Below are 13,295 nucleotides of genomic sequence, written 5' to 3' on the forward strand. Positions count from 1 at the left end.
AGGCATTTTTTTGTAGATGCCAATAAGTTCATAGTGTTACTATCTGGCCCTAGTTGTTTATGTAATATCGGGATGATTTGGCAAGCTAAGACATCTTTGTGTTCATATTTCGTAAGGTATAACGAGATAGCATAATCAACCTGCTGATTTTATAACATAAATTAAATTTGTATGTGATCTTGCGTGTGGATCACCACTGCAAATCAAGGAAACCACCATGCCTGTTATTACTCTTCCTGATGGAAGCCAGCGTCAGTTCGACCACCCCGTTTCACCCCTGGATGTGGCCCGAGATATCGGTCCTGGCCTGGCGAAAGCCTGCATTGCCGGACGCGTAAACGGTGAGTTGGTCGACGCCGTCGATATGATTACCGATGATGCGCAACTGGCCATCATTACCGCCAAAGACGAAGCCGGCCTGGACATTATCCGCCACTCCTGCGCGCATTTACTGGGACATGCCATCAAACAGCTGTGGCCCGCCACCAAAATGGCCATCGGCCCGGTGATCGACAAGGGCTTTTATTACGACGTGGATCTGGATCGCACGCTGACCCAGGAAGATATCGACCTGCTGGAAAAGCGTATGCACGAGCTGGCCGACAAAGATTACGACGTCATCAAGGAAAAAGTCAGCTGGCAGCAGGCGCGCGACGCGTTCGTCGCCCGTGGCGAACAGTATAAAGTGGCGATCCTCGATGAAAATATCAGCCATGACGACCGCCCGGGCCTGTATCACCATGAAGAATATGTCGATATGTGCCGCGGGCCGCACGTGCCGAACATGCGCTTTTGCCATCACTTCAAGTTGCAGAAGACCTCCGGCGCATACTGGCGCGGCGACAGTAAAAACAAGATGCTGCAGCGCATCTACGGTACCGCCTGGGGCGATAAGAAGCAGCTGAACACCTATTTGCAGCATCTGGAAGAAGCCGCCAAGCGCGATCACCGCAAAATCGGCAAGCAGCTCGATCTGTACCATATGCAGGAAGACGCGCCCGGCATGGTGTTCTGGCACAACGACGGCTGGACCATCTTCCGCGAACTGGAAGCGTTCGTGCGCATGAAGCTGAAAGCCTATCACTACCAGGAAGTAAAGGGTCCGTTCATGATGGACCGTGTGCTGTGGGAAAAAACCGGCCATTGGGAAAACTATGCCGAGCATATGTTTACCACGTCCTCGGAAAACCGCGAATATTGCATTAAACCGATGAATTGCCCCGGCCACGTGCAGATTTTCAACCAGGGATTAAAATCCTACCGCGATTTGCCGCTGCGCATGGCCGAGTTCGGCAGTTGCCATCGCAACGAGCCGTCCGGCTCCCTGCACGGGCTGATGCGCGTGCGCGGCTTTACCCAGGATGACGCCCACATATTTTGTACTGAGGACCAGGTGCGGGATGAAGTAAACAATTGCATCAAAATGGTGTATGATATTTACAGCACGTTTGGCTTCGACAATATCCTGGTTAAACTTTCCACTCGTCCCGTTAAGCGCATTGGTTCCGATGAAACCTGGGATCGTGCGGAAAAAGACCTGGCGGCCGCTTTGACTGAAAACGGCATCGCATTTGAATTCCAGCCGGGAGAAGGGGCGTTTTACGGTCCCAAGATTGAATTCACCCTGCTCGATTGCCTGGATCGCGCCTGGCAGTGCGGCACGGTGCAGCTGGACTTTTCGTTGCCGGGTCGCCTGAGCGCCTCTTATATAGGCGAGAACAACGAACGTTTAGTACCGGTGATGATCCACCGCGCCATCCTGGGTTCGATGGAACGGTTTATCGGTATATTAACCGAAGAGTACGCGGGTTTTTATCCGACCTGGCTGGCCCCGACGCAGGTTGTGGTGATGAATATCACCGACAATCAGTCGGAATACGTCGCAAAAGTGACAGAAAGATTGTCCGCGGCCGGCATTCGTGTAAAAGCAGACTTGAGAAATGAGAAAATAGGCTTTAAAATCCGCGAGCATACTTTGCGTCGGGTGCCCTACATGCTGGTCTGCGGTGATAAAGAAACCGAAGCGGGCAAAGTTGCCGTGCGTACACGCCGCGGCATCGACTTGGGCAGCATCGACGTTAACGAGATTATCGAAAAGCTGCAGCTTGAGATTCGCAGCCGTAATCTTCATCAACTGGAGGTATAAAGTATTAAAGGCGGAAAACGAGTTCAACCGGCGCGTCCCAATCGTATAAACCGAGAAATTCGCGCGGCAGAGGTTCGCCTGACGGGTATCGACGGCGAGCAGATCGGTATAGTCAGCCTCAATGAAGCGCTTGAAAAAGCCGAGGAATCGGGCGTAGATTTAGTTGAAATCAGCCCTAATGCCGAACCGCCGGTTTGCCGAATCATGGATTACGGCAAGTTCCTCTACGAGAAGAGCAAGTCCACCAAAGAGCAGAAAAAGAAACAAAAAGTTATTCAGGTTAAGGAAATCAAGTTCCGGCCTGGTACCGATGAAGGCGACTATCAGGTAAAACTACGCAACCTGATTCGTTTTCTGGAAGACGGCGATAAAGCCAAAATCACGCTGCGGTTTCGTGGACGTGAAATGGCGCACCAGCAAATTGGTATCGAAGTGCTTAACCGCGTTCGTGACGATTTGAGTGAACTGGCGGTAGTTGAGTCTTTCCCGAGTAAAATCGAGGGACGCCAGATGATCATGGTGCTCGCACCCAAGAAGAAACAATAAGGCCTGACAAGTAGGGCGGCCTGGCGCCAAACGGCGGCAAGCTGCCTTCGCCTCATTGATTCATATTATTAACAATGCGCAGTAGAGAAATGAAAAATGCCAAAAATCAAGACAGTACGCGGTGCTGCCAAGCGCTTCAAGAAAACCGCTTCCGGCGGCTTTAAGCGCAAGCATGCTAACCTGCGTCATATTCTGACCAAAAAAGCCACTAAGCGTAAACGTCACCTGCGTCCTAAATCCATGGTCTCCAAAGGCGATCTGGGTTTGGTCATCGCATGCCTGCCGTACGCATAAGCGTCATTTTAACTGGTTCGAATAAGACTTTAGGAGAGAGCATATGGCTCGCGTAAAACGTGGTGTGACAGCTCGCGCACGTCACAAAAAGATTCTGAAAAAAGCGAAAGGTTACTACGGTGCCCGTTCTCGTGTGTACCGTGTTGCCTTCCAGGCGGTTATCAAAGCAGGCCAATATGCCTACCGTGACCGTCGTCAGAAGAAACGTCAGTTCCGTCAACTGTGGATCGCGCGTATCAACGCCGCGGCCCGTCAGAACGGCATATCTTACAGCCGCTTCATTAATGGCCTGAAAAAAGCCTCTATTGAAATCGACCGTAAAATCCTGGCAGACATCGCTGTATTCGACAAAGTGGCCTTTACCGCCCTTGCCGAAAAAGCGAAAGGCGCGCTGGCGTAACACGATAGTAGCGAGGGAGTTTAACTCCCTCTTTTATTATCTGGATTTATTTATTACACTACTATCAATTACCTAACCGATACGTGTCGTACAACTTTTAAGGTAATGCAAGCATGAATGCTGCTATTTTCCGTTTCTTCTTTTACTTTAGCACCTGAATCCGGGGGCTTGCGCGTAAGAAAAGAAACGAAAAATAGCGCTAAAGCCTCCCGGTGTGGAGGTTTTTTTTTGCTTGCCATTAACGATTAAGCCATTCAGGCCGGAAAAAGAGGAAAGCAATGCCACATCTCGCAGATTTGGTTGTGCAAGCCAAAGCAGCCATCGCACAGGCCCAGGATATTGCGGCGCTGGATAACGTGCGCGTCGAATATCTTGGTAAGAAAGGGCATTTAACCCTGCAAATGACCACCTTGCGCGACTTGCCGGTGGAACAGCGTCCCGCGGCGGGGGCGGTGATCAACCAGGTAAAACTGGAAGTGCAACAAGCGCTGAACGAACGTAAAGACAGCCTGGAGTCGCACGCGTTAAATGCCCGCCTGGCGCAGGAAACCCTCGATGTGTCGCTGCCGGGCCGACGTATGGAAAATGGCGGACTGCATCCGGTGACCCGCACCATTTCACGCATCGAGCATTTCTTCGGCGAGCTGGGTTTTTCCGTCGCCACCGGCCCGGAAATCGAAGATGATTACCACAACTTCGACGCCCTGAATATTCCCGCCCACCACCCGGCCCGCGCCGACCATGATACCTTTTGGTTCGATGCCACCAGGTTATTGCGTACCCAGACCTCCGGCGTGCAGATCCGCACCATGAAAAGCAAGCAGCCGCCGATTCGCATTATTGCCCCGGGGCGCGTTTACCGTAACGACTACGATCAGACCCATACCCCGATGTTCCACCAGATGGAGGGGCTGATCATCGATACCAATATCAGCTTTACCAATCTGAAGGGCACATTGCATGATTTCTTGCGCAACTTCTTTGAAGAAGATTTGCAGGTGCGTTTTCGTCCATCCTATTTTCCGTTTACCGAACCCTCCGCCGAAGTCGATGTGATGGGCAAGAACGGCAAATGGCTGGAAGTGCTGGGCTGCGGCATGGTGCATCCGAACGTATTGCGTAATGTCGGCATCGACCCGGAAATCTACTCCGGTTTTGCTTTCGGCATGGGCATGGAACGATTGACTATGTTGCGTTACGGTGTCACTGATTTGCGGGCATTCTTCGAAAACGATCTGCGTTTTCTTAAACAGTTTAAATAGAGCGGGACAAGCACATGAAATTCAGTGAACTTTGGCTGCGTGAATGGGTGAATCCGGCCATCACCAGCGACGAGCTGGCGGAACAAATCACCATGTCCGGGCTGGAAGTGGACGGCGTGAGTGACGCCGCGCCCGCGTTCGCCGGGGTCGTGGTGGGACGGGTGGCGGAATGCAGGCAGCATCCGAATGCCGATAAACTGCGGGTGACCAAGGTTGATGTCGGCGGCGAGGCATTACTTGATATCGTCTGCGGCGCGCCCAACTGCCGCGCAGGACTGACGGTGGCGGTGGCGACCATTGGCGCCGCGCTGCCCGGTGATTTTAAAATCAAGGCCGCCAGGCTGCGCGGCGAACCGTCCGAAGGCATGCTGTGCTCCTTTGCCGAACTGGGCCTGGTCGATGACCACGCCGGTATTATCGAACTGCCGGCGGATGCCCCGGTCGGCGCCGATATCCGTGATTACCTGAAGCTTGACGACCGTATTATTGATATCAGCGTCACACCTAACCGTGCCGATTGCCTGGGCCTGCTGGGTATCGCCCGCGACGTGGCCGTGGTTAACCGCCTGCCGCTGGACATACCGCAGATTGACGCCGTGGCGGCGGAGATCCCGGACCGGCTGGAGATCCGCGTCGACGCCCCCGAAGCCTGCCCGCGCTATTTGGGCCGCGTGGTCAAGGGCATCAACGTCGCCGCGCCGACCCCGCTGTGGATGAAGGAAAAACTGCGCCGCTGCGGCCTGCGTTCGGTGGATGCGGTGGTGGATATCACCAACTTTGTGCTGCTGGAATTGGGACAGCCGATGCATGCGTTTGATCTGCAGCGCATCGAAGGTGGTATCGTGGTACGCATGGCGGAAGAGGGCGAATCCCTGACCCTGCTGGACGGCACCAAGACCGCCCTGCGCAGCGACACCCTGGTGATTGCCGATCGGCAGAAGGCGCTGGCGCTGGCCGGTATTTTCGGGGGTGAATTCTCCGGCATCGGCACCGATACCCAGGATGTGGTACTGGAATGCGCCTTTTTTAATCCGCTGGCCATCGCAGGCCGCGCGCGCCGCTACGGCCTGCATACCGACGCCTCCCATCGTTATGAGCGTGGCGTGGACCCGGCGCTGCAGCATCGGGCGATTGAACGCGCGACCGGGTTGCTGATCGCTATCTGCGGCGGCCGGCCGGGACCGGTTATCGATGTAACCGCGCCATCCGCGCTGCCGCGTCAGGCCACCATCACCCTGCGTCGCGAGAAGCTCGATCGCCTGATTGGCCATCGGATTGAGGATGCGGATGTCAGTGACATCCTGGCGCGCCTGGGGTGCGGCGTGACCGCCGGGCTAGACAGCTGGCAAGCGGTGGCGCCGACCTGGCGTTTCGATATGGAGATTGAGGAAGACCTGGTGGAGGAGGTTGCCCGGGTCTTTGGCTACAATAACATTCCCAATGTGCCGATCCGCGCCAACCTGGAAATGACCCGGCACCAGGAAGCGGCGCTGCCGCTTGACCGGGTGAAAACGCTGCTGGTGGATCGGGGTTATCAGGAGGCGATCACTTACAGCTTTGTCGATCCGAAGATACAATCCCTGCTGCACCCCGGCCAGGAGGCGTTATTGTTGCCAAGCCCAATCTCGGTTGAGATGTCCGCCATGCGGTTGTCCCTGTGGAGCGGACTGGTCGGCGCGGTGGTTTACAATCAGAACCGCCAGCAAAATCGGGTTCGTCTGTTCGAGAGCGGGCTGCGCTTTGTTCCTGATAAAACAGCGGACCTCGGTATTCGTCAGGATCTTATGCTGGCGGGTGTGATTACCGGCCCGCGTTTTGACGAACATTGGGACCTCGCGCGCCAACCGGTGGACTTTTACGATTTAAAAGGGGATCTTGAATCATTACTTGAACTTACCGGCAAAGTTGCCGATATTGAATTCAGGCCCGAACATAATCCCGCTTTACACCCAGGCCAGAGCGCGGCATTGTATCTGGCTGGGGAACATATTGGATTTATTGGTGTTATACATCCAGAACTGGAATCAAAGCTGGATTTAAATGGCCGTACCCTGGTGTTTGAACTACTCTGGGATAAGGTTGCAGCGCGCAAAGTACCTGAAGCCAGCGACATTTCGCGCTTCCCGGCAAACCGCCGCGATATCGCTATCGTGGTGGCTGAAAGCGTCCCTGCAGCAGATATTATGGCAGAGTGTAAGAAAGTTGGCGCAAATCAGGTAGTTGGCGTAAACTTGTTTGATGTGTACCGGGGGAAGGGTGTAGCGGAAGGTTTTAAGAGCCTGGCTATCAGCCTGATATTACAGGATACCGCTCGTACACTGGAAGAAGAGGCTATTGCCGCGACCGTGGCTAGATGCGTGGCGGCACTAAAACAGCGATTCCAAGCATCCTTGAGGGATTGAACCTATGGCGCTTACTAAAGCTGAAATGTCAGAATACCTGTTTGAAAAGCTCGGGCTGAGCAAACGGGATGCCAAAGAGATAGTGGAACTGTTTTTTGAAGAAGTCCGGCGAGCGCTGGAAAATGGCGAGCAGGTGAAATTATCTGGTTTTGGTAATTTTGACCTGCGCGACAAAAATCAACGTCCAGGGCGTAATCCGAAAACCGGTGAAGATATCCCTATCACTGCCCGTCGGGTGGTGACCTTTCGTCCGGGGCAAAAGTTGAAAAGCCGTGTCGAGAATGCCTCACCTAAAGAGTGATGTATTGTCAGTCATCAGAAAGGCCGCCATGGGCGGCCTTTTTTTTCGTCGCGCGCCGGCGCCGTCAGTTTTTCGTAAGGTAATGGCGTGTTTATCGTAAAGGCGGCGTTGTCTGATAGTGGGGCCTGATGCCCACTGCTATAACGGCAGCAAATCGTATCTGTGCCACAGGTTGAGATGATGAAAAAGGCCACTTTATTATGTGCGCTGGCGCTGCTAATGCCCTGCGGCGCGCTGGCGGATGTGTATATCAGCACCAATGGTCCAGGCATGGTGATTAACCTCGGCAGCCAAGATCAGCGCGGTTATTTCTGGGATGGCGACGAGTGGCGTCCGCCGCATTGGTGGTACGATCACCGCGGCCGGCACGTCGGCGAGCGTAACGTGCGCGGCTGGTATTGGGACGGTTACCAATGGCGTACGCCGCAGTGGTGGTACGATCACGAGGATGATGATATCGGCGATCGCAACGATTTCGGCTGGTATTGGGACGGCGGACGCTGGATAGAAGATATGCCTGAAGGCATGCGAAACGAACGGGGCCAGTATTGGTATAACGGCATCTGGACGATTGCGCCGCCTCCCGGCTATGGCCGGCGCGTTCGTGGCTACCCTGGGCCTGGGCCGCGCCGCCAGCAGGTCTTTTCCACATGGGATCATGACAACCGGCGCGATAACCGTCCGCGGCAGAACGGCGGCGGCCAGCCGCAGCAGGGCGGCCATGACAATCGACCGCGGCAGAACGGCGGCGGCCAGCCGCAGCAGGGCGGCCATGACAATCGACCGCGGCAGAACGGCGGCGGCCAGCCACAGCAGGGCGGCCATGACAATCGTCCGCGGCAAAACGGCGGCGGCCAGCCACAGCAGGGCGGCCATGACAATCGTCCGCGGCAGAACGGCGGCGGCCAGCCGCAGCAGGGCGGCCATGAAATTATCAAGCCCAAGCCGCATTAACATAGCATTGCGCCCGGCCCGGCAGCCGGGTTTTTTTTTGCCGATCGCCGTGAGCAGCCAGGATTAAGTGTAAGTATTCCGTCTGGTTAGCGTAAGGGTAATGCAAATCCACCCATGCCTGATAGTGATGCTTTTCGACGACTGCTATAACCATTAGCAAACGAATTCAGGGAAACAGAATATGAAGCAAAAAGCAGCATTATTGGCGATGGCCCTGTTGGTAACGCCTAGTGCGCTACCCCTTGGCGCAATCGCCGGGGTGTCGGTCAATATCAACGCGCCGGGCGTTTCGGTACGGATCGGCGAGCGGAATGACCGCGGCTACTATTGGGACGGCTATGACTGGCGCACGCCTGCCTGGTGGCGCGGCCATCAGGGCAAGCATTTAGGTGAACGCAACAAGCACGGCGAATACTGGGACGGCGGCCGCTGGTCGCCAAAACCGCCCGCCGGGCACGGTAACCGCGACAAGACGCGCCAACAGCCTGCCGCTCATAAAACTTCATCCCATAACACCGGCGGCGGGCCTAATGCCAATCTCCAGCAGAATGGCGGCAACGGTAAGCAAGGGCAGGCGCGGGCCGGACATGACGGCAAAAACCAGGATAATAAAAGCCAGGATGGCAAGAATCAGGGAACCGCCGGCGAACCGATAAAACCGCCGCAACAATAATAACAGCAGAAAGAGTATTGACCTTTTTGGTCTTTTACGCCGGCGCCTTCAGGTCTCCCCCTGTTCGGGCGCCGTTTTTTTACCCGATGCGCCCCAGAACCCGGTATTCCAGCGGCGCGGGATCCGGCTAGGCTGGCGCCGCCTGAGCCGTACCGATGGTTTCCCCCCATTTTTCGCGCTACCGCTTTGCCGTTAATCCCGGTAGGATAAAGGCCGTTTCGCCATGCTTTTGATTACCTTATATTACCGGACCTCAAGCGATGACGCCGTCAAACGATTCTCTGTTCAGCGATCTTAAATATCGGCAATATCGCCACGATACCGTACGCATACGCGCGCTAGCGCTGTTCTTGCTTATCGCCCTGCTGATAAGCCTGTGCGCCGGGGAAGTCTGGTACTGGCCGACCCGGTGGCTTGACGATACGGCCAGGGTTTTTATCTGGCAATTGCGGCTGCCGCGCGCCCTGGCGGTGATGGCCGTCGGCGCCGCCCTGGCGCTTGCCGGCGCCGCGATGCAGAATATTTTTGAAAATCCGCTGGCCGAACCGGGGCTGCTGGGCGTGGCCAACGGCGCCGGCGTGGCGCTGACCCTCGGCGTGCTGCTTGGCCGGGGGCTGATACCGGTATGGGGGCTAGGCCTGTGCGCCGTGGGCGGCGCGCTGGCGGTCACGCTATTGCTGCTGTGGTTCGCCAGGCGCCGCGCCTCCAACGCCCGGCTACTGCTGGTCGGCGTCGCGCTCGGCATCGTGTGCAGCGCGGTGATGACCTGGGCGGTCTATTTCAGTACCAGCCTGGATCTGCGCCAATTATTGTACTGGATGATGGGGGGCTTTGGCGGCGTGGACTGGCGCGACAAATGGTTGGTCCTGTCCCTGCTGCCGTTTATCATCTGGCTATGCCTGCAGGGCCGGGTCATGAACCTGCTGGCGCTGGGCGAGCAGCAGGCGATGCAGTTGGGCCTGTCGGTGTTTATCTGGCGTAATCTGTTTGTACTGGCCTTTGGCTGGATGGTGGGCATCAGCGTGGCCCTGGCCGGGGTGATCGGTTTTATCGGCCTGGTGGTGCCGCATATTTTGCGCTTGTGGGGATTGACCGATCATCGCCGGCTGCTGCCCGGCTGCGCGCTGGCCGGCGCCGGCGTACTACTGCTGGCGGACGTGATTGCCCGCATCGCATTGTATTCCGCCGAGCTGCCGATAGGCGTGGTCACCGCCACCCTCGGCTCGCCGATATTTATCTGGCTATTAATCCGGATAAGGGGATAAGCTTGTGCCCAAGAGGTTAAGCTGCTGATTTTACCTGTAACCTGTAGGAGATTCAGATGACTGATACTATTTTTACCCTGCCGCTGAAAACCATTACCGGGGAGACCACCACCCTGGAAAATTATAAAGGCTCGGTACTGCTGATTGTCAACGTCGCCTCGAAATGCGGCCTGACCGATCAATACGAGGGGCTTGAAAGCCTGTATAAGTCCTGGCATGCGCAGGGACTGGAAGTATTGGGATTTCCCTCCAATGAATTTGCCGGCCAGGAGCCCGGCAGCGACGACGAAATTTTGGCGTTTTGCCGCGGCACCTTTGGCGTCGAATTTCCCATGTTCAGTAAAATCGAAGTCAACGGCGCGCACCGCCACCCGCTGTACCGGGCGCTGATTGCCGCGAAAGCCACGGCGATAAAACCTGAAGGCAGCGCATTCTACGACCGCCTGGCGGGAAAAGGCCGCGCGCCAAAACAGCCACAGGATATTTTATGGAATTTCGAAAAATTCCTGGTGGGGCGTGACGGTACCGTTATCGAGCGCTTCGCGCCGGATATGACACCGCGGGATCCCATTATCCTCGATGCCATCAAACGGGCCTTGGCCAAATAAACGGCGTCCCGTCGATGCGGCCGTCGTCGTGTTTAACTCTGCGCCAGGTCTCAGTGCCGCGCCGTCTTGCGACCATATCGGCCCAGGTCTCGCCCGGCAGCCTGATTCATATCATCGGACCTAACGGCGCGGGCAAAAGCACGCTGCTGGCCTGTATCGGCGGCCTGATGCCGGCGGCGGGCGACATCAGCCTGCTCGGCAGGCCGGTGGCCCAGTGGCATGGCGCTGATTTAGCCCTGCGGCGGGGCTATCTGTGCCAGCAGGCGTTGCCTTATGCCGCCATGCCGGTATTCCAGTACCTGATGCTGCACCAGCCGCACAATGCCGACGAGGCGGCGGTCGATCGGACAGTCGGCTATCTGGCCGCGGCGTTGTCCCTGGGGGACAAGCTCAATCGCCCGCTAAACCAGTTGTCAGGCGGTGAATGGCAACGGGCCAGGCTCACGGCGGCGTTATTGCAAATCTGGCCGGCCGTTAATCCCCTGGCGACCCTGCTGCTGCTCGATGAACCCGCCGCCAGCCTGGATATCGCCCAGCGCGTGGCGCTCGATGCCCTGCTGGCGGAGTTAACGGACGCCGGTATCGCCGTGCTGGCCTGCGCGCACGACCTTAACCATACCCTGCATCATGCCAGCCGGGTATGGCTGATGTCGTCGGGCAACCTGGCGGCGCAGGGCAGCGTGGGGCAGGTGATGCGCCCCGACGTCCTGTCGCCGGTGTTCGGCGTGGATTTCACCCTGCTCCAGGCCGGCGGGCGCCGCTGGCTGGTGGCATCAGGCGCGCCGTCGCAGGTCGTCTCGGGTGCTTTTTGCTAAGCATGGTTAACCTATCAAGTCATGAGCATACAATGAGACGGATGTCCTTCTGGCTATTGGCCGCGACGTTACTGATTACCGGCTGTAGCCACCATGCGCCAAGCCCGGATCCGCGGCTGGCCGATGCCGGCGAGGTGAAATCGCGCCTCCACGCACAGCTGCGCCAATGGCACGGCGTACCCTATCGCTATGGCGGACTGGACCAGGGCGGGGTGGACTGCTCCGGTTTTGTCTTCCGCACCTTCAGGGATCGTTTCGCCATCATCTTGCCGCGCACCACCGAGGCGCAGGCCGACATCGGCACGCGTATTTCGCGGGATGATCTGCTGCCGGGCGATCTGGTCTTTTTCAAAACCGGCAGCGGCAGCAACGGGCTGCATGTGGGCATCTACGATACCGACGACCTTTTTATCCATGCCTCGACCAGCCGCGGCGTCGTCCGTTCATCGCTGAACAATGTCTATTGGCGTAAAGCCTATTGGCAGGCGCGGCGCATTTGATCGGCGGGCCGGACGTCTTCGCGATCGGAGAAGAATATGTCAACCTTGCGTTTATTGCTGTCTGATTCCTACGATCCCTGGTTCAATCTGGCGGTGGAAGAGTGCATCTTTCGCCAAATGCCGGCTACCCAGCGGGTGCTGTTTTTATGGCGCAACGCCGATACCGTGGTGATTGGCCGCGCGCAGAACCCCTGGAAAGAGTGCAATACCCGGCGTATGGCGCAGGATAACGTCAAACTGGCGCGGCGCAGCAGCGGCGGCGGCGCGGTATTTCATGATTTGGGCAATACCTGCTTTACCTTTATGGCCGGCAAGCCCGGTTACGACAAATCCATTTCGACCCAAATCATCCTTAACGGCCTGCGGGATATGGGCATCGCGGCCACCGCCTCGGGGCGCAACGATCTGGTGCTGGCGACCCCGGACGGCGAACGTAAATTCTCCGGCTCCGCGTATCGCGAAACGGCGGACCGCGGATTTCACCATGGCACGCTGCTGCTGGACGCCGATCTCGACCGCCTGGCGTTGTATCTTAATCCCGACCCGAAAAAACTGCAGGCCAAAGGGATCACGTCAGTACGCGCAAGGGTAGCCAATCTGGTCGAGGTGATGCCCGCCGTCGAGCACCATCTGCTGTGCCGCCATCTCCAGGCCGCATTCAGCCAATGGTATGGCGAGCCGGTGGAGCCAGAGGTCATTTCACCGCAAAGCGTCCCGGACCTGCCGGGTTTTGCCGCGCTGTTTGCCAGGCAAAGCAGCTGGGAGTGGAACTTTGGCCAGGCCCCTGCGTTCAGCCAGGTCCTGGATACCCGGTTTAGCTGGGGCGGAGTGGAACTGCATGTCGACGTGGAGCACGGCGCGATCGCCCGCGCCCGGTTATTTACCGACAGTCTTAATCCTACCCCCCTGGAAGCGCTGGCCCAGGCGCTGCCGGGCGTGGCCTACCGGCCCGCAGATATGGCGCTGGTTTGCCATCGGATAATGGCCGATTTCCCGCAGGAACGGGCGTCGCTCGCGGAATTTACCGCCTGGCTGACCGCCACCGTGCGCTAGCGGGGCCTCGGGCGGGTGCTCAGGGACAAACCGGCCCGCGCGGCGCAAGGCCGGGCAAACTTCGCGCCAAATCAAT

The 13,295-nt window shown here is 57.2% G+C and carries 15 protein-coding genes and 1 other annotated feature; all 15 genes read left to right on the forward strand.

What is annotated here, in order from left to right; genetic code table 11:
* Positions 1-217: 217 nt before the first annotated feature.
* The 15 genes from thrS to lplA all read left to right on the forward strand — a co-directional run bounded on the left by thrS (position 218) and on the right by lplA (position 13,219).
* Positions 218-2,146, forward strand: a complete 1,929-nt coding sequence (thrS, locus tag GRH90_RS09880) for a threonine--tRNA ligase (RefSeq protein WP_162365776.1) — start codon at positions 218-220, stop codon at positions 2,144-2,146.
* A gap of 3 nt (positions 2,147-2,149) precedes the next feature.
* Positions 2,150-2,692 carry a translation initiation factor IF-3 gene (infC, locus tag GRH90_RS09885; protein WP_162365931.1) on the forward strand — a complete coding sequence of 181 codons (543 nt, stop codon included), beginning with the start codon at positions 2,150-2,152 and terminating at the stop codon, positions 2,690-2,692.
* Positions 2,693-2,788: 96 nt separating this feature from the next.
* On the forward strand, positions 2,789-2,986 hold the full coding sequence (rpmI, locus tag GRH90_RS09890) for a 50S ribosomal protein L35 (protein ID WP_162365777.1): 198 nt from the start codon (positions 2,789-2,791) through the stop codon (positions 2,984-2,986).
* A 43-nt stretch (positions 2,987-3,029) separates the two neighbouring features.
* On the forward strand, positions 3,030-3,386 hold the full coding sequence (gene rplT / locus GRH90_RS09895) for a 50S ribosomal protein L20 (RefSeq protein WP_162365778.1): 357 nt from the start codon (positions 3,030-3,032) through the stop codon (positions 3,384-3,386).
* Between the two features lie 108 nt (positions 3,387-3,494).
* Positions 3,495-3,617 (forward strand) — a sequence feature (Phe leader region).
* Positions 3,500-3,544: a pheST operon leader peptide PheM gene (pheM, locus tag GRH90_RS09900; RefSeq protein WP_001386830.1), complete on the forward strand. Its 45-nt coding sequence runs from the start codon at positions 3,500-3,502 to the stop codon at positions 3,542-3,544. Its footprint overlaps the feature before it by 45 nt.
* A gap of 47 nt (positions 3,618-3,664) precedes the next feature.
* Positions 3,665-4,648 carry a phenylalanine--tRNA ligase subunit alpha gene (gene pheS / locus GRH90_RS09905; RefSeq protein WP_162365779.1) on the forward strand — a complete coding sequence of 328 codons (984 nt, stop codon included), beginning with the start codon at positions 3,665-3,667 and terminating at the stop codon, positions 4,646-4,648.
* Positions 4,649-4,662: 14 nt separating this feature from the next.
* The gene (gene pheT / locus GRH90_RS09910; protein ID WP_162365780.1) at positions 4,663-7,050 is read left to right on the forward strand and encodes a phenylalanine--tRNA ligase subunit beta; all 2,388 of its coding nucleotides are present in this window, start codon (positions 4,663-4,665) and stop codon (positions 7,048-7,050) included.
* 4 nt (positions 7,051-7,054) lie between these two features.
* A complete protein-coding gene (ihfA, locus tag GRH90_RS09915) occupies positions 7,055-7,351 on the forward strand; it encodes an integration host factor subunit alpha (RefSeq protein WP_011411244.1) in 297 nt (98 codons plus the stop codon).
* 180 nt (positions 7,352-7,531) lie between these two features.
* Positions 7,532-8,305, forward strand: coding sequence for a DUF2502 domain-containing protein (locus GRH90_RS09920; protein ID WP_162365781.1), 774 nt, complete (start codon positions 7,532-7,534; stop codon positions 8,303-8,305).
* Between the two features lie 181 nt (positions 8,306-8,486).
* Entirely contained in the window at positions 8,487-8,978 is a 492-nt protein-coding gene (locus tag GRH90_RS09925; protein ID WP_162365782.1) for a DUF2502 domain-containing protein, read from the forward strand.
* Between the two features lie 260 nt (positions 8,979-9,238).
* Complete coding sequence (btuC, locus tag GRH90_RS09930) at positions 9,239-10,243, forward strand: vitamin B12 ABC transporter permease BtuC (protein ID WP_162365783.1); 1,005 nt, start codon at positions 9,239-9,241, stop codon at positions 10,241-10,243.
* A 56-nt stretch (positions 10,244-10,299) separates the two neighbouring features.
* On the forward strand, positions 10,300-10,851 hold the full coding sequence (locus tag GRH90_RS09935; RefSeq protein ID WP_162365784.1) for a glutathione peroxidase: 552 nt from the start codon (positions 10,300-10,302) through the stop codon (positions 10,849-10,851).
* A 14-nt stretch (positions 10,852-10,865) separates the two neighbouring features.
* Complete coding sequence (gene btuD / locus GRH90_RS09940) at positions 10,866-11,666, forward strand: vitamin B12 ABC transporter ATP-binding protein BtuD (RefSeq protein ID WP_162365785.1); 801 nt, start codon at positions 10,866-10,868, stop codon at positions 11,664-11,666.
* 41 nt (positions 11,667-11,707) lie between these two features.
* Positions 11,708-12,166, forward strand: a complete 459-nt coding sequence (locus GRH90_RS09945; protein ID WP_162365932.1) for an NlpC/P60 family protein — start codon at positions 11,708-11,710, stop codon at positions 12,164-12,166.
* A 36-nt stretch (positions 12,167-12,202) separates the two neighbouring features.
* Entirely contained in the window at positions 12,203-13,219 is a 1,017-nt protein-coding gene (gene lplA / locus GRH90_RS09950; protein ID WP_162365786.1) for a lipoate--protein ligase, read from the forward strand.
* Positions 13,220-13,295: the final 76 nt, after the last annotated feature.

The organism is Acerihabitans arboris, from assembly GCF_010131535.1.
Taxonomy (GTDB): Bacteria; Pseudomonadota; Gammaproteobacteria; order Enterobacterales; family Enterobacteriaceae; genus Acerihabitans; species Acerihabitans arboris.

Bases quoted from the DNA above. Each gene is read 5' to 3' on its own strand.
- btuD (WP_162365785.1), top strand. From the start codon at position 10,866: ATGCGGCCGTCGTCGTGTTTAACTCTGCGCCAGGTCTCAGTGCCGCGC.
- rpmI (WP_162365777.1), top strand. From the start codon at position 2,789: ATGCCAAAAATCAAGACAGTACGCGGTGCTGCCAAGCGCTTCAAGAAA.
- GRH90_RS09920 (WP_162365781.1), top strand. From the start codon at position 7,532: ATGAAAAAGGCCACTTTATTATGTGCGCTGGCGCTGCTAATGCCCTGC.
- rplT (WP_162365778.1), top strand. From the start codon at position 3,030: ATGGCTCGCGTAAAACGTGGTGTGACAGCTCGCGCACGTCACAAAAAG.
- pheT (WP_162365780.1), top strand. From the start codon at position 4,663: ATGAAATTCAGTGAACTTTGGCTGCGTGAATGGGTGAATCCGGCCATC.
- btuC (WP_162365783.1), top strand. From the start codon at position 9,239: ATGACGCCGTCAAACGATTCTCTGTTCAGCGATCTTAAATATCGGCAA.
- lplA (WP_162365786.1), top strand. From the start codon at position 12,203: ATGTCAACCTTGCGTTTATTGCTGTCTGATTCCTACGATCCCTGGTTC.
- ihfA (WP_011411244.1), top strand. From the start codon at position 7,055: ATGGCGCTTACTAAAGCTGAAATGTCAGAATACCTGTTTGAAAAGCTC.
- GRH90_RS09945 (WP_162365932.1), top strand. From the start codon at position 11,708: ATGTCCTTCTGGCTATTGGCCGCGACGTTACTGATTACCGGCTGTAGC.
- GRH90_RS09935 (WP_162365784.1), top strand. From the start codon at position 10,300: ATGACTGATACTATTTTTACCCTGCCGCTGAAAACCATTACCGGGGAG.
- GRH90_RS09925 (WP_162365782.1), top strand. From the start codon at position 8,487: ATGAAGCAAAAAGCAGCATTATTGGCGATGGCCCTGTTGGTAACGCCT.
- thrS (WP_162365776.1), top strand. From the start codon at position 218: ATGCCTGTTATTACTCTTCCTGATGGAAGCCAGCGTCAGTTCGACCAC.
- pheS (WP_162365779.1), top strand. From the start codon at position 3,665: ATGCCACATCTCGCAGATTTGGTTGTGCAAGCCAAAGCAGCCATCGCA.